The 18750-nt window shown below is 70.8% G+C and carries 27 protein-coding genes; 14 read left to right on the top strand and 13 right to left on the bottom strand.

Features of this window, described 5'->3' with window-relative positions; translation table 11 throughout:
• Nucleotides 1-110 precede the first annotated feature (110 nt).
• The 4 genes from AC0IY0_RS19395 to AC0IY0_RS19380 form a co-directional block, all read right to left on the bottom strand.
• The gene (locus AC0IY0_RS19395) at nt 111-470 is read right to left on the bottom strand and encodes a hypothetical protein (RefSeq protein ID WP_419828397.1); all 360 of its coding nucleotides are present in this window, start codon (nt 468-470) and stop codon (nt 111-113) included.
• A 100-nt stretch (nt 471-570) separates the two neighbouring features.
• The gene (locus AC0IY0_RS19390; protein WP_471765035.1) at nt 571-1614 is read right to left on the bottom strand and encodes an AraC-like ligand-binding domain-containing protein; all 1044 of its coding nucleotides are present in this window, start codon (nt 1612-1614) and stop codon (nt 571-573) included.
• A gap of 437 nt (nt 1615-2051) precedes the next feature.
• Nucleotides 2052-2231: a hypothetical protein gene (locus AC0IY0_RS19385; RefSeq protein ID WP_147910778.1), complete on the bottom strand. Its 180-nt coding sequence runs from the start codon at nt 2229-2231 to the stop codon at nt 2052-2054.
• A gap of 398 nt (nt 2232-2629) precedes the next feature.
• A complete protein-coding gene (locus AC0IY0_RS19380) occupies nt 2630-3463 on the bottom strand; it encodes an outer membrane protein (RefSeq protein WP_147910775.1) in 834 nt (277 codons plus the stop codon).
• Between the two features lie 201 nt (nt 3464-3664).
• Here AC0IY0_RS19380 and AC0IY0_RS19375 point away from each other — a divergent pair, with 201 nt between their 5' ends.
• The 3 genes from AC0IY0_RS19375 (at nt 3665) to AC0IY0_RS19365 (ending at nt 4584) form a co-directional block, all read left to right on the top strand.
• Nucleotides 3665-3907, top strand: coding sequence for a hypothetical protein (locus AC0IY0_RS19375; RefSeq protein WP_147856356.1), 243 nt, complete (start codon nt 3665-3667; stop codon nt 3905-3907).
• Nucleotides 3908-3968: 61 nt separating this feature from the next.
• Nucleotides 3969-4286, top strand: coding sequence for an energy transducer TonB (locus tag AC0IY0_RS19370; protein ID WP_471765033.1), 318 nt, complete (start codon nt 3969-3971; stop codon nt 4284-4286).
• A 97-nt stretch (nt 4287-4383) separates the two neighbouring features.
• Complete coding sequence (locus AC0IY0_RS19365) at nt 4384-4584, top strand: hypothetical protein (RefSeq protein WP_147856358.1); 201 nt, start codon at nt 4384-4386, stop codon at nt 4582-4584.
• A gap of 51 nt (nt 4585-4635) precedes the next feature.
• Here AC0IY0_RS19365 and AC0IY0_RS19360 read toward each other — a convergent pair whose 3' ends face one another.
• Nucleotides 4636-4836 carry a hypothetical protein gene (locus tag AC0IY0_RS19360; protein ID WP_147910776.1) on the bottom strand — a complete coding sequence of 67 codons (201 nt, stop codon included), beginning with the start codon at nt 4834-4836 and terminating at the stop codon, nt 4636-4638.
• A 93-nt stretch (nt 4837-4929) separates the two neighbouring features.
• On the bottom strand, nt 4930-5412 hold the full coding sequence (locus tag AC0IY0_RS19355; RefSeq protein ID WP_147910777.1) for a DUF2721 domain-containing protein: 483 nt from the start codon (nt 5410-5412) through the stop codon (nt 4930-4932).
• Nucleotides 5413-5988: 576 nt separating this feature from the next.
• Here AC0IY0_RS19355 and AC0IY0_RS19350 point away from each other — a divergent pair.
• A complete protein-coding gene (locus AC0IY0_RS19350; protein WP_471765032.1) occupies nt 5989-6825 on the top strand; it encodes an outer membrane protein in 837 nt (278 codons plus the stop codon).
• A 114-nt stretch (nt 6826-6939) separates the two neighbouring features.
• Here the strand turns inward: AC0IY0_RS19350 and AC0IY0_RS19345 are convergent, their stop codons facing one another.
• Nucleotides 6940-7446, bottom strand: a complete 507-nt coding sequence (locus tag AC0IY0_RS19345) for a hypothetical protein (protein WP_471765031.1) — start codon at nt 7444-7446, stop codon at nt 6940-6942.
• 182 nt (nt 7447-7628) lie between these two features.
• Here AC0IY0_RS19345 and AC0IY0_RS19340 point away from each other — a divergent pair, with 182 nt between their 5' ends.
• The 5 genes from AC0IY0_RS19340 (at nt 7629) to AC0IY0_RS19320 (ending at nt 10491) form a co-directional block, all read left to right on the top strand.
• A complete protein-coding gene (locus tag AC0IY0_RS19340; protein WP_147939540.1) occupies nt 7629-7814 on the top strand; it encodes a hypothetical protein in 186 nt (61 codons plus the stop codon).
• Complete coding sequence (locus AC0IY0_RS19335; RefSeq protein WP_147939539.1) at nt 7807-8016, top strand: hypothetical protein; 210 nt, start codon at nt 7807-7809, stop codon at nt 8014-8016. The genes AC0IY0_RS19340 and AC0IY0_RS19335 overlap by 8 nt, the downstream gene beginning before the upstream one ends.
• 139 nt (nt 8017-8155) lie before the next feature.
• Nucleotides 8156-8425 (top strand): GCG_CRPN prefix-to-repeats domain-containing protein, encoded by a 270-nt coding sequence (locus tag AC0IY0_RS19330; RefSeq protein ID WP_147907858.1) that lies wholly within the window; start codon nt 8156-8158, stop codon nt 8423-8425.
• A gap of 136 nt (nt 8426-8561) precedes the next feature.
• Nucleotides 8562-8771 carry a hypothetical protein gene (locus AC0IY0_RS19325; RefSeq protein WP_147939538.1) on the top strand — a complete coding sequence of 70 codons (210 nt, stop codon included), beginning with the start codon at nt 8562-8564 and terminating at the stop codon, nt 8769-8771.
• Between the two features lie 328 nt (nt 8772-9099).
• Entirely contained in the window at nt 9100-10491 is a 1392-nt protein-coding gene (locus tag AC0IY0_RS19320) for an L-serine ammonia-lyase (RefSeq protein WP_147907856.1), read from the top strand.
• Between the two features lie 43 nt (nt 10492-10534).
• Here the strand turns inward: AC0IY0_RS19320 and AC0IY0_RS19315 are convergent, their stop codons facing one another.
• From AC0IY0_RS19315 to AC0IY0_RS19305, 3 genes are all read right to left on the bottom strand, one after another.
• Nucleotides 10535-10780 (bottom strand): hypothetical protein, encoded by a 246-nt coding sequence (locus tag AC0IY0_RS19315; RefSeq protein WP_147907855.1) that lies wholly within the window; start codon nt 10778-10780, stop codon nt 10535-10537.
• Nucleotides 10777-11013, bottom strand: a complete 237-nt coding sequence (locus AC0IY0_RS19310; protein ID WP_147907854.1) for a hypothetical protein — start codon at nt 11011-11013, stop codon at nt 10777-10779. Before AC0IY0_RS19310 ends, AC0IY0_RS19315 begins: the two co-directional genes overlap by 4 nt.
• Before the next feature lie 194 nt (nt 11014-11207).
• Complete coding sequence (locus tag AC0IY0_RS19305; RefSeq protein WP_058192874.1) at nt 11208-11411, bottom strand: hypothetical protein; 204 nt, start codon at nt 11409-11411, stop codon at nt 11208-11210.
• 265 nt (nt 11412-11676) lie between these two features.
• Between AC0IY0_RS19305 and AC0IY0_RS19300 the strand changes: the two genes are divergently transcribed.
• On the top strand, nt 11677-12063 hold the full coding sequence (locus AC0IY0_RS19300) for a TIGR02300 family protein (RefSeq protein WP_147907853.1): 387 nt from the start codon (nt 11677-11679) through the stop codon (nt 12061-12063).
• 32 nt (nt 12064-12095) lie between these two features.
• On the opposite strand, the gene AC0IY0_RS19295 is transcribed toward AC0IY0_RS19300, so the two are convergent.
• Nucleotides 12096-12284 (bottom strand): hypothetical protein, encoded by a 189-nt coding sequence (locus tag AC0IY0_RS19295; RefSeq protein WP_471765028.1) that lies wholly within the window; start codon nt 12282-12284, stop codon nt 12096-12098.
• A 132-nt stretch (nt 12285-12416) separates the two neighbouring features.
• On the opposite strand from AC0IY0_RS19295, the gene AC0IY0_RS19290 reads away from it, so the two are divergent.
• Nucleotides 12417-13004, top strand: coding sequence for a hypothetical protein (locus AC0IY0_RS19290; RefSeq protein WP_246692721.1), 588 nt, complete (start codon nt 12417-12419; stop codon nt 13002-13004).
• Nucleotides 13005-13165: 161 nt separating this feature from the next.
• Here the strand turns inward: AC0IY0_RS19290 and AC0IY0_RS19285 are convergent, their stop codons facing one another.
• Together AC0IY0_RS19285 and AC0IY0_RS19280 are read right to left on the bottom strand one after the other, a co-directional pair.
• Nucleotides 13166-13375, bottom strand: coding sequence for a cold-shock protein (locus tag AC0IY0_RS19285; RefSeq protein ID WP_007563113.1), 210 nt, complete (start codon nt 13373-13375; stop codon nt 13166-13168).
• Between the two features lie 124 nt (nt 13376-13499).
• On the bottom strand, nt 13500-15362 hold the full coding sequence (locus tag AC0IY0_RS19280; protein WP_471765027.1) for a glycosyltransferase family 2 protein: 1863 nt from the start codon (nt 15360-15362) through the stop codon (nt 13500-13502).
• 137 nt (nt 15363-15499) lie between these two features.
• On the opposite strand from AC0IY0_RS19280, the gene AC0IY0_RS19275 reads away from it, so the two are divergent.
• The 3 genes from AC0IY0_RS19275 (at nt 15500) to AC0IY0_RS19265 (ending at nt 18747) form a co-directional block, all read left to right on the top strand.
• Nucleotides 15500-16360 (top strand): transporter substrate-binding domain-containing protein, encoded by an 861-nt coding sequence (locus tag AC0IY0_RS19275; protein WP_471765025.1) that lies wholly within the window; start codon nt 15500-15502, stop codon nt 16358-16360.
• Between the two features lie 67 nt (nt 16361-16427).
• Complete coding sequence (locus tag AC0IY0_RS19270; protein WP_471765023.1) at nt 16428-16655, top strand: hypothetical protein; 228 nt, start codon at nt 16428-16430, stop codon at nt 16653-16655.
• 388 nt (nt 16656-17043) lie between these two features.
• Nucleotides 17044-18747 carry a lysine--tRNA ligase gene (locus AC0IY0_RS19265; protein WP_147907846.1) on the top strand — a complete coding sequence of 568 codons (1704 nt, stop codon included), beginning with the start codon at nt 17044-17046 and terminating at the stop codon, nt 18745-18747.
• Nucleotides 18748-18750 lie beyond the last annotated feature (3 nt).

Below are 18750 nucleotides of genomic sequence, written 5' to 3'. Positions count from 1 at the left end.
GCGCCGCTCGGCGGCGTCCGGGGAATCCCGTTCAGATGACGCGTGAGGGCGAGCCGGACGCCCGCGCGGGCAGGCCGGCCAGGACGCGCGCCGAGACCGGCGGCGTCGGCTCAGGCGCGGGGGGGCCGGGGCAGGCGGTCGGGCACGACCGAGGGGAGGGCGCCGGAGATCCGGACCGCGACCGGACGGACGGGAACCACCGGCGGCGCCAGGGCTCCGGTCTCCAGGGGCGCGACCTGGTGGCAGCCGCAATGGAGGTGCTCGGTCACGCCGGGATCGACGCTGGTGCCGGCCTCCGCGAGCGATGGCCCGTCGACGCGGTCGTGATGGCCGCCGGCATGGAACGCCAGGTCCGCCGCGAGGCCGACGCCCGGTCCGGCCAGGCAGAGGGTCAAGACGAGCGCGAGCATGCGGGCGGCGATCGCCCACCAGCCGCGCCCCGAGCGCCCGTGCCGAATCCGAGACTTCATCGGGGCCGTTATGGGCGATCCGGCCCCGGGCGCACAAGGGCCGGCGCGATCGAGGTACCGTTCGGCCGTCCCGCGCCCCGAAGGAGCGGGGCGAGGCGGCTCACGCCGACAGCCGCAGGATCCAGTCGTAGAAGTCGGCCCAGCCCTGGCGCGCCGGGAGCGGGGCGGGCGGCGCGCCGGCTTGGATCTGGGCGCGGGTCTGGGCGCGGACGTCCCGGGGGGCGCAACCGAACGCGTCCCGGAAGGCCTGCGTGAAATGCGCGGGGTTCTCGAAATGCCACCGGTAGGCGACCTCCGAGATCCGCGCGAAGCGGCCGTCCCCGGGGCGGGCGAGGTCCCGGTAGGCGCGGTCGAGCCGGCGCTGGCGGATGTAGCCGGCCACGCCGCCCATCGGGGCGAACAGGCGGTAGAGCGTGCTGCGCGAGACGCCGAACCGCCCGCAGAGCGCCTCGGCGGTCAGGCCCGGGTTGGCCAACTCGGCCTCGATCACCCGCCGGATGACGAGGAGGATCGGTGCGCGCTCCGGCGCCCGGTCGGTCCGCTCGCCTCCGGACAGGCGCGGCACGGCAGCGCCGAGCAGCGTCGCGGTCGCTTCCGCGGCCGCCCGGGCCTCGCGTTCCGAGAACCCGTCGGCATGGGCGCTGAGCGAGCGGAGATGGTCTGCGAGCAACTTGCCGAACGGCGTCGTGCCGTGCAGGACCGTCCCGTGCAGCGTGTCGAGATCGACCGCCCCCGCGCCGAACAGCGGCCGCGGCAGGACCAGCGTCAGGGCGCGGTAATCCGTGGAGCGGGCCGCCAGGGGCCGGGACAGGTCGAACAGGCACATATCGCCGGGCCCGCAATCGTATTCGCTGCCGTCGATCTCGATCCGGGAGCGGCCGGAGACGCGGACATGCGCCAGGATGTGATCGACGCCCATCCGGGCGACCAGGGCGCGCGAGCGCTCGAACCGCAAACCGGAGGCCCCCGCCCGGCACAGGATGGCGTTGCCCAGGTGCCGGACCTGCGACTGCCCGCGGAAGTCGGCGACATCCTCCGGCCGGATGGCGAACTCCCAGAACGGCGCCACGGCCTCACGCCAGGCCGCGGCTTGAAGCAGACCAGGCCCGTCCCCGCCCATCTCCAGGACTGATTTCGACCGCATCGCCCGAGTCGTGCATCCCGACATGCGCGTGCGCAGCCGGCCACGTGCTGATGTCACGTGCTGGTTTGCAGATGAAAGGTCAAGCTTCCACGATTGGGATACCGGATTTATGCAGCGATACCAGGACGTAGAATATAATCCTCGAGAACGCCGGCATCTAAGGGATCGAACCTCAGTCCATCGCGCAAGACAAGCGAGCCTTCGTGTCACGGATTCCGAATTCGGGCCGATCTCTATCGGGAGCCGACGGGCGCTCGCTCGCTTCCGCAGGCGGATGGTCTCGCGGCGTGTCACGCCAGGCGCGCTCCGCTCCTCCGGGGCCGGCGCACGAAAAACCCCGCGGACCCGGTCGGGCTGCGGGGTTGAAGGCGGCACGGTCGTCGGAGCACGGGGCTCCGGGATCGACCGATTACATGGCGCTCAGGGTCGAGGCCGGGTCACTTTCCGCTGGGCGCCGCACCGCTGCCCGTGGCCCCGTTCCCGGTGCTGTTGCTGCCGGCCGGCGAGCCGGAGGTCGAGGTGTTGCCGTTGGGCGTGCTCTGGGCGGCCGCCATCCCGGCGCTGCCCGCGACGAGGGCGAGGGCGAGAAGCGTGGACTGAAGGGTACGGCTGGTCATGAAACGCTCACATCCCGAAGGACCGGCCGGGGCCGGCATGACCTGGACAACGGTGACGGCGCCGGGGCTGTTCCGGGGCCCCGCCCCCCGCCGGAGGGCACAGACCCGCAGCGCGGCGGCTCTGACGGGCTTGCGGAGCGGGCAGCCGTTCTGCGCAGCACGGAATCCCGCCGAGGCCGGGTAGACTGCCCGGCGCGCCCGCATGATCGAGCCGAGCGGTCGGAGCGCCGCCAGCCCGTGCCACGGGCTGAAGACGGGGCCGTCCGTCGTCCAGGCCCGAAAACCCCGTTCCGTGCCGTCCTGGCCATGTTCAACGACAAACGCCCCGGGCGCGGAAGCACCCGAGGCGTTTGCCGGCACAATGTCCGCCCGGCCTGATCGGCCGGGCGGCGTTGGTCCTAGTACGAGCCGAACTTGTAGTTCAGGCCGGCGCGGACGACGGCGAACTCGTCGTCGCGGCGGCCGATGGCGCTGTAGAAGGCCGGAACGTTGTTGGCGGCGTTGATCACGAACGCACCCTGGTTGCGGGTGTTGCGGTCGAGGTTGACGTACAGGCCTTCGACCTTGAGCGTCACGGCCGACGAGCGGAAGAAGTTCAGGAACGAGTCGACCGGGAGGGCGTATTCCATGCCGCCGCCGACGGTCCAGCCGGTGCGGAAGCTGTCGTTGCCGGCGAAGCCGCCGAACGAACGGTCAGCGCTGCCCGAGCCGTAGGCGAAGCCGCCGGTGCCGTACACCAGGACCCGGTCGAAGGCGTAGCCGAGACGGCCGCGCACGGTGCCGAAGAAGTCGAGGCTCGACAGGCCGCGCGGGTCGGTCACGTAGAAGCCCGGACGCAGCCCGCCACCGGTCACGAAGGCGTTGTTCCGGCCACGGCCGAAATCGAGGTACTGGGCGTCGGCCTCGACGCCGATGACCACGCCCGAACCCGGGGTGAACTGGTAGTTGTAGCCGACCTGGCCACCGCCGGAGAAGCCTTCCTGGTTCCGCTGGCTGAAGTTCGCCGTGGCGACGCCGGTGGCGAACGCGGCCGGGATGCCGAAGCTGGAGGTGCTGTTGCTGCTGGCGTCGAACGCGTAGCCGGCGTTGATACCGAAGTAGGCGCCGGTCCAGGTGAACACGGGCACCGGGGTGAAGATCGGCGGCGGGGCGGCGCGGCGCGGCAGGTCGGCGGCCGAGGCGGCGGCGGTCAGGGCAGTAAAGGCGGCCAACGAGGCCAGAAGCGTCTTCATAACTGGTCTTTCCCCAGCGAATGTTCCTATCGAGCGGGAAATTACCCGGTTTTCCACACTCAAGCTGTATCGCCACGGCCACAGGTGCCGCGGAAGGGAATTTTGGCGCCATCGGGCCGCCGACCTGAACCATCCTGCCACCGGCCCGTTGGCGCCGGACGCTCTCGGGAACGACGGTGCGTCGCCCCACGCGGAGGCCCCATGACGAAGCTGTTCATCGCCCAGATTCGCGACGCGGACGGAGACAAGCCCCTCGTGACGGTGCGGGCGGAGGCCGAGGGCGAGGCGCGCCTGTTCCTGGCGGCGGCCTACCCGGAAGCGGAGATCGCCGGCCTCACCGAGCCCAGCGACTGGACCAGCGACGCCGATACCGGGTCCCGGGCCGGCGACATCCGCGAGCATCCCGGCACCGCCTGGCAGACGCCCTCCAGCCTGGCGGATTGACTCGCATTCGAGTGATTCCTTTCACCGGCCGTCAGTCCGCCTCAGTGAGGATGGAGCGGTGATGTCCGGTGATCCCACGCCCCGGCTGCTCGCGGCCGCTTCCGCCCTCACGGGCGCCGCCTCCCTGATGGTCCGGTCGGAACCGTCCTGGACGGGCGTGCTGGTCGGCCTGTCGTGCCTGGCGCTCTGGGCCGCCGGCACCCTGGCGTCGAGACCCGGCAAGCCGCTCGCCCTGACCAAGCCCGCCCGACCGGTGGTATTGGAGGCGGTGATCGTCGAGCGGCCCCGGCCGCCGCTGCTGCCGCCGCCCCCTCGGGTGGCGGATGGGCATGCGGCGGATGTTGGGCAGGTGCCGACGCATCGCCGAACCCGCGGCTAGCGTTGGCCCCGCTCCGCGCGGCGCCATCAACGCGAGCTTCTGCCGCAGCACCAAGGCTCGAGGATCCGCGTTGCCCGCAGCCAACACGGAGACAGGCATGGCCGACACCGCTGACGTGACCACCTACACCATCAAGCAGGCCCTGGCCGCCCAGGTCGGGGACCATATCGAAATCGCGGTCGAGGCCGAGGACGGCACCAAGCTGAAGCTGAAGGCCACCGCCGACCAGCTCGACGCCCTGGTGGGCGACCTGGAGACCATCCTGGACGCGGACGATTCGGACGGCGAATCCGCCTGACCTCACATGCGGGGCCGCCGGCCCTTCGGCGGCCCTCCCGGCGATCCGGGCCTATCGCTTCGCTTCGAGGGCCGGCGCCTCGATCAGCGGGATCAACGGCTTCAGGTCGATGACCGGTCCGCCGATGTCGAAGTAGTCGTTCTCGCAGGCCAGTTCCTCGTCCTCGTCCCGCCGCCCGGACGGCAGGATGGACGACAGCATTCCGAGGCACAAAGCACCGGCGATGAGGGCAACAAGGATCGCGACGCTCATGGCGGAACACTCGGACGAAGCGGACGCGTAGAATCAGGCACCCTCGAGATTAAGACGAAGTTCCTTTGCCGTGCAATGCGAAAGACGAGCCGGTCACGATTGGGCCGGGACCTTGTCCTGCTGGTGCTCGACTTCGTCGCGCACGCCGTGACCCGCCATCAGGATCTCGGTCATGAACGCCCCGATCGCAGCGACCGTGCAGACCAGTGCCGCACCGAAGCAGGCGAACAGGATCGAGGCGGTCGCCGCATCGCGCATCGCTCCGACGAACAGCGTCAGCACCGCCATCCCGATCAGGCAGGCGCCGAGCGAGGCGAGGACCACGGCGACATCGAGCACGAAGGAGCGCCGCCGCAGGAAGGTCAGCCTGCGGGACAGGCGCGCGGCCTCCATGTCGGTCGCCTTGGCGATCTGTCCCGAGAGGGCATCGACCTTGTCGGAGATTCGGCCGAGACGGGCGGAGAACACGTTCAGCAGGGTTGCGAGCGCCGACAGGAGGAAAGCCGGCGCCAGGGCGACCTGGATGATGTGGGCGATGCTGTCGGGCTCGGTGGAGCTCAAGGAGAAGCCGAACATGGGCGCGCTACGCTCGCGGACGTGGCGCAACCGCCCGGTCTCTGGCGCCGCCCCGCGCGACGGCGGATGATCTCGGGTTCAGCATGCCGGGAGCGTCACCACAGGATGGCGTCCGAGCGCAACCCGCGGACCACGCCGCGGGGCCGGGGCATGCCCGCGCCACGCAGACTGTTAGCGGGATGGCGGTTATTCACCGAGGGTTTACAGCCCCCGCACAGGCGGCAGGGGGCTTTAATTAATCTTAACACCCATCAATAGTCCCGGACGGGCTTGCGAGGCGCCGGCCACTCCGATCTAAGTGAGCACGAAGCTTCCTGGTTGGTCCTGGGAATGTTCTCGAGCAAACTAAAGCCCCGTCTGCCTCGTGCGGCGGGGTTTTTTGCTGCCGGAAACGTCGAGATACAAATCTTCGGGCTCAAGTGGCATTCTTGGGCGCGGGATGTGCTCAATCGCACGGACCCAACCACCGGTCCGGGACCCTGGAGGCGCTGTTGCAGCGCTGCACTATCGCGTTTCCCCGACCTGCCGTCTCTGTTGCCGGGCACACATCCCGCCGAACGGGAGACAGAGGACCCGATGATCAAGAAGCTTCTTCTCGCGAGCGCCGCCACGGCCCTCCTGACCGGCGCTGCCTCGGCCGCCGACCTGCCGCGCCGCGCCGCCCCGCCGCCGATCTTCACCCCGGTGCCCGTGTTCACCTGGACCGGCGCCTACTTCGGTATCAACGCCGGCTACGCGTTCGACGCCAGCAGCCGCTCCAACAACTCGGTCTTCGGCATCCCGGCCCCCTACGCCGCCGTCGGCACCACCGCCACCTTCCGCGACCGCAGCCAGGACGGCTTCTCGGGCGGCGCCCAGGTCGGCTACAACTATCAGTTCACCCCGGGTTCGGGCGTGGTCGTCGGCATCGAGGCCGACGCCCAGTACCTCGACTTCGGCCGCAACCGGAACAACGCCTTCATCAGCGGCGCCGTCGCCCCGGGCCTCTACGTCACCGACCCGCGCGGCCTGTCGAGCCTCGACTACTTCGGCACCGTGCGCGGCCGCCTCGGCTACGCCTTCGACCGTACCCTCGTGTACGGCACCGGCGGCTTCGCCTACGGCTCGGGCAGCGCCGACCGCTCGTTCGGCGGCTACGCCGGCAACGACAGCTTCCGCACCGGCTACGCCGTCGGCGGCGGCATCGAGTACGCGCTCCCCACAGACTCGTTCCTGAACTTCTTCCGTTCGAGCGCCGTGACGCTCAAGGTCGAAGGCCTGTACGTCAACCTTGATCGCGGCAACCGCAACCAGGGTGCCCTGGTGGTCAACGCCGCCAACCTCGTCCCGGCCTACTACAGCCCGATCGGTCGTCGCGACGACGAGTTCGCCGTCGTCCGCGCCGGCCTGAACTACAAGTTCGGCTCGTACTGAGCAGCGCCGCCGAAACCCCTTGACCTAAGCATCCCCAGCCCGATCAGACTGGCCGCTTGGTCGAGAAGCGTCCCGGGATCACATCCCGGGACGTCTTCATCTGTGCGGTCCCGGTCAGGCCTGGACGGCGTGCTCCAGTTCGGCCTTCGACATCCGCGAGCGGCCCGAGACGTTCTGCGCCCTGGCCTTGCGCATCAGCTCCGCCTTCGTGGTGCCTTCGCGGCTGCCCTTGCGCGCCGCCGCCGCCTTCTCGGCCGCGGCCTTGGGCTGCTTCGAGAACTGCTTACCCTTGCGCGTGTCCGCGCGCTTCTTGGCGGTGCTGGCCGCATATTCCGCATCGGTCAGGCTCTCGCGGGCCTTCCTGGGCAGGTAGCGCTCACCGGTCTCGCCGCTCTCGGCGCCGGACTTCGTGCCCCATTCCTCCTCGGTCCACTGCGTGAGGTGGTTGTCGGACGCCTTCTTGCCGGCGTAGCCGCCGCCTTCCTTCTTGTATTCCGCGGTCGCCATCTGAGCCTTGCGGGCCGACCATTGACCGGGCTTGCCGCCCTTGTCGGATTCGGTGACCGCGTGCTTGACCGTCTCCCACAGCTTCGGATCTGTCTTCTTGGCGGTTCCTGACATCGCTGCGCCTCGCGATTGTAGATTTGGCCGTCAACACCACGGCTGTCGCGGTGTTCCTGCATGCGCATCCGGCACGCTGCGACCGAACGTCGGGCGCGCCGCGCCGACATCCCGGCGGCCCCGGGCGAAGCGGCCGGATACCGGAGGCGTCTCGGGCGGTTGCCTCCGAAAGGGAGCCCCGCATGCCCGACGGACCGACGGCCGACACGCAAGACCTCGCCGAGACCGAGTATGACGCCCACCGCCGGGCGCGGGCGACCGCCAGACATCAGCCCGCCCCTCCGGCTGCCGCCAGCCCCGACCGGGCAGCCCCGGACGAGGGCCCGAAGGTCAGCTCGCCCGACGCGAAAGGATCCCAGCATGGCTGACGTGCCCGCCGACACGCAGGCGCAGCGGATGCCCCACGGCAAGCCGAAGAGCGAGGGACTGGCCAACGCCCCGCTCGATACGGCCACCGGCACGGTCAAACCCCAGGACGGCCCGATGGATCGAGCCGGCACCGAGGCGGAGGAGGCAGCCCGGGGTGGCACCAGCCTTGGAGCGGAGCGCGACAAGCCCAGCGGCCGTTAAGCCGGCCCCGGACCCGCGGACTCATTCATGTTTCCGGGCGGTCAAAGCGGGGGTCAGCCGGCATTCAGGCCGCAGGACCGATCTCACCCTCAGCCTGCGCCGGGCGGACCCGGCGCAGGTTTGCACAGAGGGTCTGATCATGATGCACGTGAAGATGCTCGCGGCGGTTGCAGCCGTGGCCGGCGGTCTCGGCTTGGCGTCCGCCGGCGCCGCGCCGCTGGCACCGATGGCCGCCGACGCCATCACCGGCACCGCCCCGATCACAGCGATCGCCTACGGGTGCGGCCCCGGTTTCGCCCCCGGGCCCTACGGCCGCTGCCGCCCGATCTACCGCCGGCCGCGCTTCTACGGTCCCCGCTGCTTCTTCCGCCCGACGCCCTTCGGCCCGCGGCGCGTCTGCCGCTACTGAAGCTGCCGCGCGCCGGGGCTCGACGCCCCGGCCGCACCGTGACCGGGATTTATTTCCGGCCGTCGAAAAAGCGCAGCGGCGCCGGCACCGAACCCCGGGCCGCCTCGGCGGTTGGACCTGAGGTCAGGAGTTTGTCATGGCCCGGGATCAGAGCGGCAGCGCCCAACCCTCTCCGGAGGACCGGAAGGCGAGCGCGCGCGCCGGCCGGAAACGGCTCGGCGCGAACGGCTATCCGCAGGCGGCCCCGGCCGCCGAAGGCCGGGACGCGGCCGAGCGCGGGACGGAATGCAGGGCGCCGGAACCAGCCCCCGCCGCGGTCGAGGACGGCACCGAAAAGGCGTTGTAGCACGTCACGCAAGCGGCCCAGGGACCGCGCGGACCGGCAACCGTCGCCCGCGGAGGCTCGTGTCCGGTCCTGCCCCGACCCTTCGGCCTCCCTCCGAGGCAGCCGAACGGAGCGACGCCGGTCTGGCGCAAGGAACGCATAGAAACGCATCCCGAGGGCGCCCCGGTCGGGATCCGGGCCGTTATCGCGGCTTGGCGCGTTTCTTCCATTCGGAGCCGGTGGGCAGGCCAGGCATGACCGGGCAGTTGCGCCTCCGGCGTGGAGCCGGCTTTCGCGGAAAAGGCGTCGCAGGCCATGACAGGGCCCCGCGGCCGGGACAGGCAAACCGATGTTTCTGAGCGTGTTCGACGTGTTCAAACCGGGCCTCGGCCCCTCCTCGTCCCACACGATGGGGCCGATGACGGCTGCGGCCGACTTCTTGGACCTGCTGCGCCGGCATGATTCGCACGCAGGGGCGGCCGCCCTCCGGGCGACACTGCACGGCTCGCTGGCGTTCACCGGGCGGGGACACGCCACCGACCGCGCCGTCGCGCTCGGTCTCCTCGGTTTCCGGCCGGCCGATATCCCCATGGACGACGCCGAACGCGCGCTCGAGGCACTGCGCGTCGAGAAGCGCCTCGCTCCGGCGGGCCTGCCGGTCCTCGCCTTCGATCCGGCGACGGCGATCATCTTCGATTACGGACCGCCGCTGCCCGGTCACGCGAACGGCCTGGTGATCACCGCCCTCGACGCGGCGGACGCGCCGCTCGTCTCCGAGACCTACTACTCGATCGGCGGCGGCTTCGTCGTCACCGCGGCCCAGCGCGCGGCCGATGTGCCGCCCCCCACCGCGGCCGCGGACCTGCGGCTGTGGCCGTACCCGTTCGAGACCTCGGCCGCGATGCTGCGCATGGCCCGCGACAGCGGCCTGTCGGTGGCCGCGATGAAACGTGCGAACGAGGCCGTCGGCCGCTCCGACACGGAGGTCGATGCGGGCCTCACCCGGATCTGGCAGGCCATGAATGCCTGCGTCGAGCGGGGCCTCGCCCGCGAGGGCGAATTGCCCGGCGGCCTGCGGGTCAAGCGCCGTGCCAAGCGGATCCGGGACCAGCTCGACCGCGAGCACGGCTCGAATACCGCCCAACCCCACGTCATGGCGGACTGGCTGAGCGTCTACGCCATGGCGGTCAACGAGGAGAACGCCGCCGGAGGACAAGTCGTGACCGCGCCGACCAACGGTGCCGCCGGCGTCGTTCCGGCGGTGATTCGGTACTACATCGACCATTGCATCGGCGCGGATCCGGGCCGGATCCCGGAGTTCCTCCTGACCGCCGCGGCCATCGGCGGGCTGATCAAGCACAACGCTTCGATCTCCGGGGCGGAGGCCGGCTGCCAGGGGGAGGTCGGCTCGGCCAGCGCCATGGCGGCGGCCGGCCTCTGCGCCGTGCTCGGCGGGACGCCCGCCCAGGTCGAGAACGCCGCCGAGATCGCCCTGGAACATCACTTGGGGATGACCTGCGACCCGGTGGCCGGCCTGGTGCAGGTGCCCTGCATCGAGCGCAACGGGATCGGTGCCACCAAGGCGGTGGCGGCGGCCTCGTTGGCGCTCCGCGGCGACGGCTCGCATTTCATGCCGCTGGACAATTGCATCGCGGCGATGCGGCAGACCGGCGAGGAGATGAGCGCGAAATACAAGGAGACGAGCCTGGCCGGGCTCGCGGTGAACCTGCCGGAATGCTGACCGGGCCAATCCCTAAACAAGCGGCACCCGCGTCAGGCGGCGATCAGGATTTGAGATCGGCGGTGACACGGCCGGCGCTGCGCACCGGGCCGTCTCGGCCCTCGACCAGCGCGCGCAGGTCCGCCTCGTCCAGCGGCTGCCCGTCCGGCCCGGTGATGCTGATGCTGTCGTGACCGGCGGCCCGAAAATCGCCCAGCTTCTTGAGCGCCCATTCCGGCGTCGGGCAATTGTACGTCGCGGTCCCGTGGGGTTTCCTCGCCCGCACGACGAAGAGCGGTGCGGCCGTCATTCGAGTTCGATGCCCGCCGCGCCGAGGATGACGCGCTGCTTCAGGATCGCGATTCGATGGGTCCGGATCGTGTGCTCGATCTGGGTGACGCCCGGATCGTCATCGGTGGCGTTCAGCAGCACGAGCGCGTCCGACAACGCGGCGATCGCGAACTCGTCCAACAGGATGTTGAACGCGAGGCGTTCCCGCAGGGTCGCGCAGGTGCAGTCAGGCTGGTCTTTCCGCTGCGGCATGTTCGATAACGAGCGGGACCGCCGTTGGTTCTCCGGCCGTCGCCCACACACCACCCGGCCACGCCCTGCAAGGCAGGCGAACGCAGGTGCGCCGGCAGCCCGACGCAAAGCGGGCTGCCGGCATCGTCACCGAATCAGTGCGGCGCGCCTCAGATCAGGGATCGTGAGGTGCCACCGCCCGGAATCATGCGTTTTTAGCGACGGCCGCCGTCGGCGCCCGGCTTCATGGCGCGCTCGATGGCCTCCATGGCGCTCTCGAACGCCTTCGCCTCGCTGCGGTGCGGACGATCGGATCGCTCGATCAGCTTGCCGCTCCGGCGGATGGCCCATTGGAAATGGCCCTCCGGCTTGGCGATGGGGGAGACCTCGATGGAGTAGGGGTGTGGTACGTCTGACATAAGTGCCCTATGCCAGCCTTGCCGCGCGGATGCCAGTCACCTGCGGGCATTCCGCGGCGCAATCTGTCATGGGCTGGGGGCAACGGACCGGTACGGCACCGCGGGCCCGGGCATCCGGGCGGGCGCGTCGGGCCGGGCACCGCCCCGGCGGCGGCCCCGTGGGATCCGTCTCGGTCGAGGCGGGTCACCGGGCGCCGTCCTGTGCTACACACCCTGAAACCACGCCGGCGATCCGGCATCGATCACGTTCTTAAGGAGAGTTGCAGTGGCGCGTCCGGACCTTGGTACAAAGCGGATCTGCCCGACGACGGGGAAGAAGTTCTACGACCTCAACAAGGATCCCGTCGTCTCCCCCTACTCGGGCGAAGTCGTCCCGACCGCGGTCGCGACCTCGTTCGGCCGGACGGCCGCGCCGGTCGTCGCCCGCAAGGAGGCGCCGGTCGAAGAGGAGGACGAGGCCGAGGGCCCCGAGCTCGTGTCCCTCGATGAGGTCGAGGCCGAGGAGGCCGACAAGGACACCGATACCGAGGGCGACGACGCCCTGGACATCGAGGACGACGGCGAGACGGTCGAGGACGACACCCTCGTGGTCGACGAGGACGACGACAACACCTCCGACCTCGTCGAGGTCAACGACGACGACGACGAGTAGGATCGTCCGAACGCGATGACGCCGTCGGGGCGTCATCGCGTCGTGGCCGGCGCGAAGGCGTGCACCATGTTGGCCGCGGCCGGATCCGGGACGTGATCCGGCCCCGAGGCGTGTGTCCGCGTCGCGGGCTCCGCGAAATAGGCGTCGACCGCACGGCCGACCGCCTCGATCGCGATGCGCTCGTCGGTCACCAGGTCCCGGAGCGTGGCCGTGCCGGGCATCGGCAAGGTCCTGCACCGCGGGCGGTGGGTCCGACACGCAAGCGACGTTCCGAAAGGAGGCCCCCGCCTTTCGGAAGAAGACGATGCGGATCGAGGCGCTCGCGCATCGTGCCGGGTCCGATATCCGGCACGATGCGCGATGTCGCAGCCCGGGCGGCCGTGCCTGCGGCACCCGCCCCCGACAGGATCGACAGCGATGGCAATTCCGGCCACGGCACCCCGCGCTTGACGGTCCCGCACGCCACGGGAGCGCTCGTTCCCGGCAGGTCCTGCGGATCATGCACGGCCTGCTGCCGCATCCTGGAGATCAAGGCCCTGGCCAAACCGGCGGGAATCCTGTGCCGGCACAATTCCGGCCGGGACTGCGGGATCTACCCCGAGCGTCCCGAGGCCTGCGTGCAATGGCACTGCCTCTGGCGCCGGATCGCGGCCCTGCCGGATGCGCTGAGGCCGGATCGCGCAGGCGTCGTCTTCGCGCTCGAGCGTCGCAATCCCGGCGCGTCTCCTGGCAAGCGACCTGGCGCGGACGCCCCGGAGGGCGCCTGTATCGTGGGTCGTGCCCTGGACGGCGCGGACGCGTTCGAGCGCTGGGAGGCGGTCGAGGCCTTCGCGATGTTCGTTCGGGAGGGTTCGTTGCCGGTGTGGAAGGCGCATGACCGGCACGCGACCTTGCTCTACCGGGGTCCGGCGGTCGCCCATTCGTCCGAGGACGAGACGTGACACGCCCCCCGCGCCCAGATCCGATCACCGGGCAGCGGGGAGGTCGTGGATCTCACCGGCGCGAGCCGATACGCAACGCGGCTCGCAGGACCGGTGATAGCCGGCTCCGGTTAGCCAAAGCGCAAGCGGACGCGCGCGCTTCGGTCCCGGATCGGGAAAGCTCAGTCGGCCTTGAGGTTGGCCGCGCTCTCCTTGCCGCTGCGCCGATCGGCCTCGACGTCGTAGGAGATCTTCTGTCCCTCGATCAGGTTGCGCATCCCTGCGCGCTCGACAGCCGAGATGTGGACGAAAACGTCCTTGCCGCCATCATCGGGCTGGATGAAGCCGTAGCCCTTGGTCTCGTTGAACCACTTCACGGTACCGGTAGCCATAGAGTTGTCCTAGTCGTCTCCGGCTCGCCAAAGCGACGTGCCGCAGGGGCCGAACGAGCCGCCTCGGCCGACTGTTCCCAAAGTTCCGCACGCGCGTGACGGGCGGGCCATCGAAAACCGCCCGTCACGGCGCCGCCCGCCGCCGCAACCGGCCGCTGCGCGAGGTACGCGAAAGGCCGTGCGGCGTCTTGTTCCAGCGCACCGGCGCGCGGACCAGCTCGATCAGGGCGAGCCAGGCGGCCAGGCTGACGAGCAGGAAATAGAGCGGCATCCAGGGGGCCGACTGCGCCAGGTCGCCCCAGCCGCGCCGGGCGCAGCCGATCAGGGTCGGCAGCACCATGGCGGCGAACCCCACGCCGAACAGCGTCATGGCGATCCCGGCCACGAGGTTGTCCGGAAAGGACGGCGCGGCCGGGATCTCCGCGACCAGGTAACGCCAGGCGGCGTAGGCGAGGCAGACGGGATAGGCGAGCGCCGAGGCCACCGTGCCGGGTACCAGCGCCGCCGCGCAGAGCGCCTCCAGGGTGCCGAGGCGGCGGGCATTGTCCAGCGGGCGGCGACCGTGGGCGAGGCTGGTCTGCATCAGGCCCTTCAGCCAGCGGGTGCGCTGGGCCAGCCAGGGGCCCAGCCGGGCCGGCGCCTCCTCGATCGTGGCGCTCGGCAGGTCGCCGACCGCGTAACCCGCCAGGGCGAGCCGCATCCCGAGGTCGGCATCCTCGGTGACGTTCCAGGGGTCCCAGCCGTGCAGCGACCGCAGCACCCGTGTGCGTAGGTGCATCGATGTGCCCCCGAGGGGGACCGGCACGTCGAGGCGCGCGAGCGCCGGGTTCAGCACGTCGAACAGGCCCGCGTATTCGAGCGCGAAGGCCCGGGCCAGACGGGAATCGCCGGCATTGTCGATCACGAGGCGGCCCTGCAGGCAGGCGGTCCTCTCGGGCAGGCGCGCGAACAGCGTCGCGGCCAGCCTCAGCTGCCCGGGATCGGGCACGTCCTCGGCGTCGTAGACCGTGAGCAGGGCGCCGCGGGCGAGCGGCAGGGCGGCATTGAGCGCCCGCGGCTTGGTGCGGGGTGCCCCCGGCGGCACCGTGATCACCTCGAACCGGGCCGGCAGGGCGATCGGCGCCAGGGCCGCCGCGGTCTCGGCATCGTCCGCCTCGATCAGCAGCTTGATGTCGAGCTTCGCCGCCGGATAGTCGAGGGCGGCGAGTCCCCGAATCAGGTCGGGCACCACCGCCGCCTCGCGGTGGAGGGCGACGAGCACCGTGTAGACCGGCAGGTCGGCGTCGGCGAGCAGGTCAACGGCCTCGGCCGCCACCGGCGCCGCGATGATCGCCGCGGCGAGCCGGACCGTCGTCATCGCCAGGAACAGGGCCTGCCCGGTCAGCGTCACGGCGCGGGCGATGGGCGGCGGCAGCACCGAGAACAGGCAGAACCCCGCGATCAGCACGAGCACGAGGAGCAGCAGCCACCGGCTCGCGGGCTCGGACGGCACGGACCGTTCGGGCGCGTGCCGCCGCAGATCCTGCGCCGCGTGATCCGCCACCGCCCCCGGAATCGCGGCGAACACCGCCTCGCGCAGGTGCGTCGGGCTGGTGATCGCCGGCATCGCGACGCGGCGCGGCCCGTCGAGAAGCTCGGCGATCAGCCGGCCACGGGGCGCCAGCACGCAGGCGGCGACGGACCCGAGGGCCAGGGGCGCGAGCCCGGCGACCAGGCTGTCGGGGAAGCGCAACCCCAGGCCGAACGGGATCGGACCGCCGAGGAACGGGGCGCCGAGGCGCCGGGCCAGGGCGCGGTAATAGGCCGTCTCCTCCATCAGCCCGGAATTCAGCAGCGCGGTCGCCGCATCGGTCCCGGCGGCGGCGGCGTCCCGGGCCGCCCGGGTCAGGAGGCGGGCATCGATCCCCTCGGCGCGCAGGAACGCGATCTCCGGCGGCAGGGACATCGTCGGGGCGATCGAGGCCGTGGGCAGGCGCTGCACCGACATGCCGACGCTCCCCCGGCAGCCCCAGGACGTGGTAGGGGAGGGGCGTGAGCCAGACCCCGTTCCCGTCCTCCGAAAGGAGCATCGCCGCATTTCCGCCGTCAAGGGCGGGCGGAGCGCGATCCGCGCTCGCTTTCGCCATGCTCGCCTTGGCTGCGCTCGCGGCCCTGGATTGGGGCGGATCGCGGCCCGCCCGTGCGGCGGCGACCGCCGCGCCGCAGGAGGCGACGCCCTCCGTGACGGTCCCGGATTTCTGGAATCCGCGCAGCCGCGGCGAGCGGATCGAGGCGCCCCAGACCGGCCGCGCCGTTCGATTCCTGACCGACGACGAGTTCCCGCCGCTGCACTTCGCAGGCCCGGACGGCAACCCGACCGGCTTCGTGGTCGAGCTCGCCCGGGCGGTATGCGAGAAACTGACGATCACCTGCACGGTGCAGGCGCGCCGCTTCGACACCCTGCTGGACGCCCTGGACAGCCGCCAGGGCGACGTGATCGCGGCCGCCATCCCGCTGACCGCGCCCGTGCGTGAGAAATTCCTGGCGACGCGCCCGTATTTCCGCTGGCCGGCGCGCTTCGCCGCGCGGGCCGACAAGGGCCTGCCGGTCCCCTCGGCGGCGGCGCTCGCCGGACGCAGCGTCGGAGTGATGGGCGGCAGTGCGCACGCGGCCTACCTCAAGGCGTTCTTCCCCAAAGCCGTCCCGAAGGAGTTCCTCGACCTCGCGGCCGCCGAGGGCGCGCTCAAGCGCGGCGAGATCGACTACCTGTTCGCCGACGGCCTCAACCTCGCCCTCTATGTCGGCGGCCAGGAGGCGGAGGCTTGCTGCGCCCTGATCGGCGGCGACTACCTGGAGAACCGCTATTTCGGCGAGGGCATCGGGCTGATCACCCGCCCGGAGGACGCCGCCCTCTCCCGGGCGCTGGACGACGCGCTCCAGCGGGTCTGGGACGACGGAAAGTACACCGAGCTATACCTGCGGTTCTTCCCGGTGAGCCCGTTCTGAGGGGCTTCCGTCGCGGCAGCGCATCGGTGACCCTGCCCGGCAACGGGTTCGCCGAAAGGACTGAGGCATGACGGATCTGCCGGATAAGGCGGTAGCGCAGGCTCAAACCCTCGCCCCGGAGGTGCAGGACGAGATCGCCCGCCTGATGCTGGCCTTCGTCGGCGAGGACGCACCGCTCGACCGGTTCACCCCGGAGGAGGCGGCGGAACTCGACGAATCCGAGGCGGCGGCGGCGGGTGGCGACCTCGCGACGGAATCGGAGGTACGCGCCATCTGGGACAGACATGGCCTGTGAGGCTGCGCCTCACCCAGACCGCGGCATCGCAACCCGGCAAGGCTCTGGCCTACCTTGACCAGAAGAACCCGCAGGGCGCGCGAAAGGTACGACGGCGGCGTTGGGCAGCCATGGACCTTCTCCTGCGACACCCTTTGCAGGCTCCGTGACGTCCCGGCCCGGTGTCCGACGTCTCCAGGTACGTCCATACCCCTACGCGATCACGTATCACGTCGCGACAGATGAGATCGTCATCCTCGGCAGCCGGCATGCCGCGCGCCAGCCGCAGTCCTAAGAACCCACACGCGCCCCGAACGCCGCCGGGACGCCGGATTGCGCCGGCAGGCGTTCCGCTGGGGCTCGAACCGCTCTAGGGTGCGCGATCCCAGCGTACCTCAGTCCCCAGATCATGCCCGCCGCACCTGCCCTGACCCTCGACCCCGACCTGATCGAGGCGGCCGCCACCGCCGCCGCCTGGCCCTTCGAGGAGGCGCGCAAGCTCGTCGCGCGGCTGGAGAAATCCGGCACGACCGAGGTGGTGTTCGAGACCGGCTACGGGCCGTCGGGGCTGCCGCATATCGGCACCTTCGGGGAGGTCGCCCGCACCTCCATGGTCCGCCACGCCTTCCGGGTGCTGACCCGGGACGCGGTGCCGACCCGGCTGATCGCCTTCTCGGACGACATGGACGGGCTGCGCAAGGTCCCGGACAACGTGCCCAACCGCGAGATGCTGGCCGCGCATCTCAACCAGCCGCTCACCCGCGTGCCGGACCCGTTCGGCACCCACGACAGCTTCGGTGCGCACAACAACGCCGAGTTGCGCCGCTTCCTGGACGCCTTCGGATTCGCTTACGAGTTCCGCTCGGCGACGGATTGCTATCGCTCGGGCGTATTCGACGCGGCTTTGATGCGCGTTCTGGAGCGCTACGACGCCGTGATGGAGATCATGCTGCCGTCGCTGCGCGCGGAACGATCGGCCTCCTACTCGCCGTTCCTGCCCCTGCACCCGGTCACCGGCCACGTCATGCAGGTGCCGATCGACGAGGTGCGGGTCGAGACCGGCACGCTGGTCTGGCGCGACCCCGCCACGGGCGAGCGCTACGAGACCCCGGTGACCGGCGGCCACGCCAAGCTGCAATGGAAGCCCGACTGGGCGATGCGCTGGGTCGCGCTCGGCGTCGATTACGAGATGGCCGGCAAGGACCTGATCGATTCGGTCAAGCTGTCGGGCAAGATCGCCCGGGCGCTCGGCGGCGAGCCGCCGGAGGGGTTCAACTACGAACTGTTCCTCGACGAGAAGGGCCAGAAAATCTCGAAGTCGAAGGGCAACGGCCTGACCATCGACGACTGGCTGAAGTACGGCACGCCGGAATCCCTAGGCCTGTTCATGTACAACAAGCCCCGCGAGGCCAAGCGCCTGTTCTTCGACGTGATCCCACGGCACGTCGACGAGTATATCGGCTTCCTCGACCGCTATGCCGGCCAGGACGCGAAGCTGCGCCTCGGCAACCCGGTCTGGCACCTGCATGCCGGGAATCCGCCCGAGCCGGAGCGGGTCGAGGGCGCGAGCCTGACCTTCGCGATGCTGCTGAACCTCGCCGCGGTGGCCAACACCGAGGATCCGGCGGTGCTGTGGGGGTTCATCCGCCGCTACGCGCCGCAGACCGGGCCGGAGACCCATCCGGGGCTCGACCGGCTGGTTGTCCACGCGCTCACGTACTTCTCGGACTTCGTGCGCCCGGCCAAGACCTACCGCGAGCCGAGCCAGGAGGAGCGGACGGCCCTCGAGGACCTGTCGGAGACGCTCGGCCAGCATGCCGGCTCCACCGATCCGGAAGCCCTGCAGGCGGCGGTCTACGAGGTCGGGCGGCGCCACTTCCCCGATACGTCCGGCAAGGCCAAGAGCCCGGACGGGCGCCCGGGCGTGTCCCAGGCGTGGTTCACGAGCCTGTACAACGTGCTGTTCGGCGAGGCGCGGGGGCCGCGCTTCGGCTCCTTCGTGGCCCTCTACGGGGTGGCGGAGACCCGGGCGCTGATCGCAGCAGCCCTCTCGGGGGCCCTGGTGGCGGAGCACGCCGCCTTCGTGGGCCGCCCCGCCGACGTCGTCGCGTGAGCG

Source organism: Methylobacterium sp. AC315, from assembly GCF_979253755.1.
The sequence above is the reverse complement of the archived record's forward strand: the minus strand, read 5'-3'. Positions and strand labels throughout refer to the sequence as shown.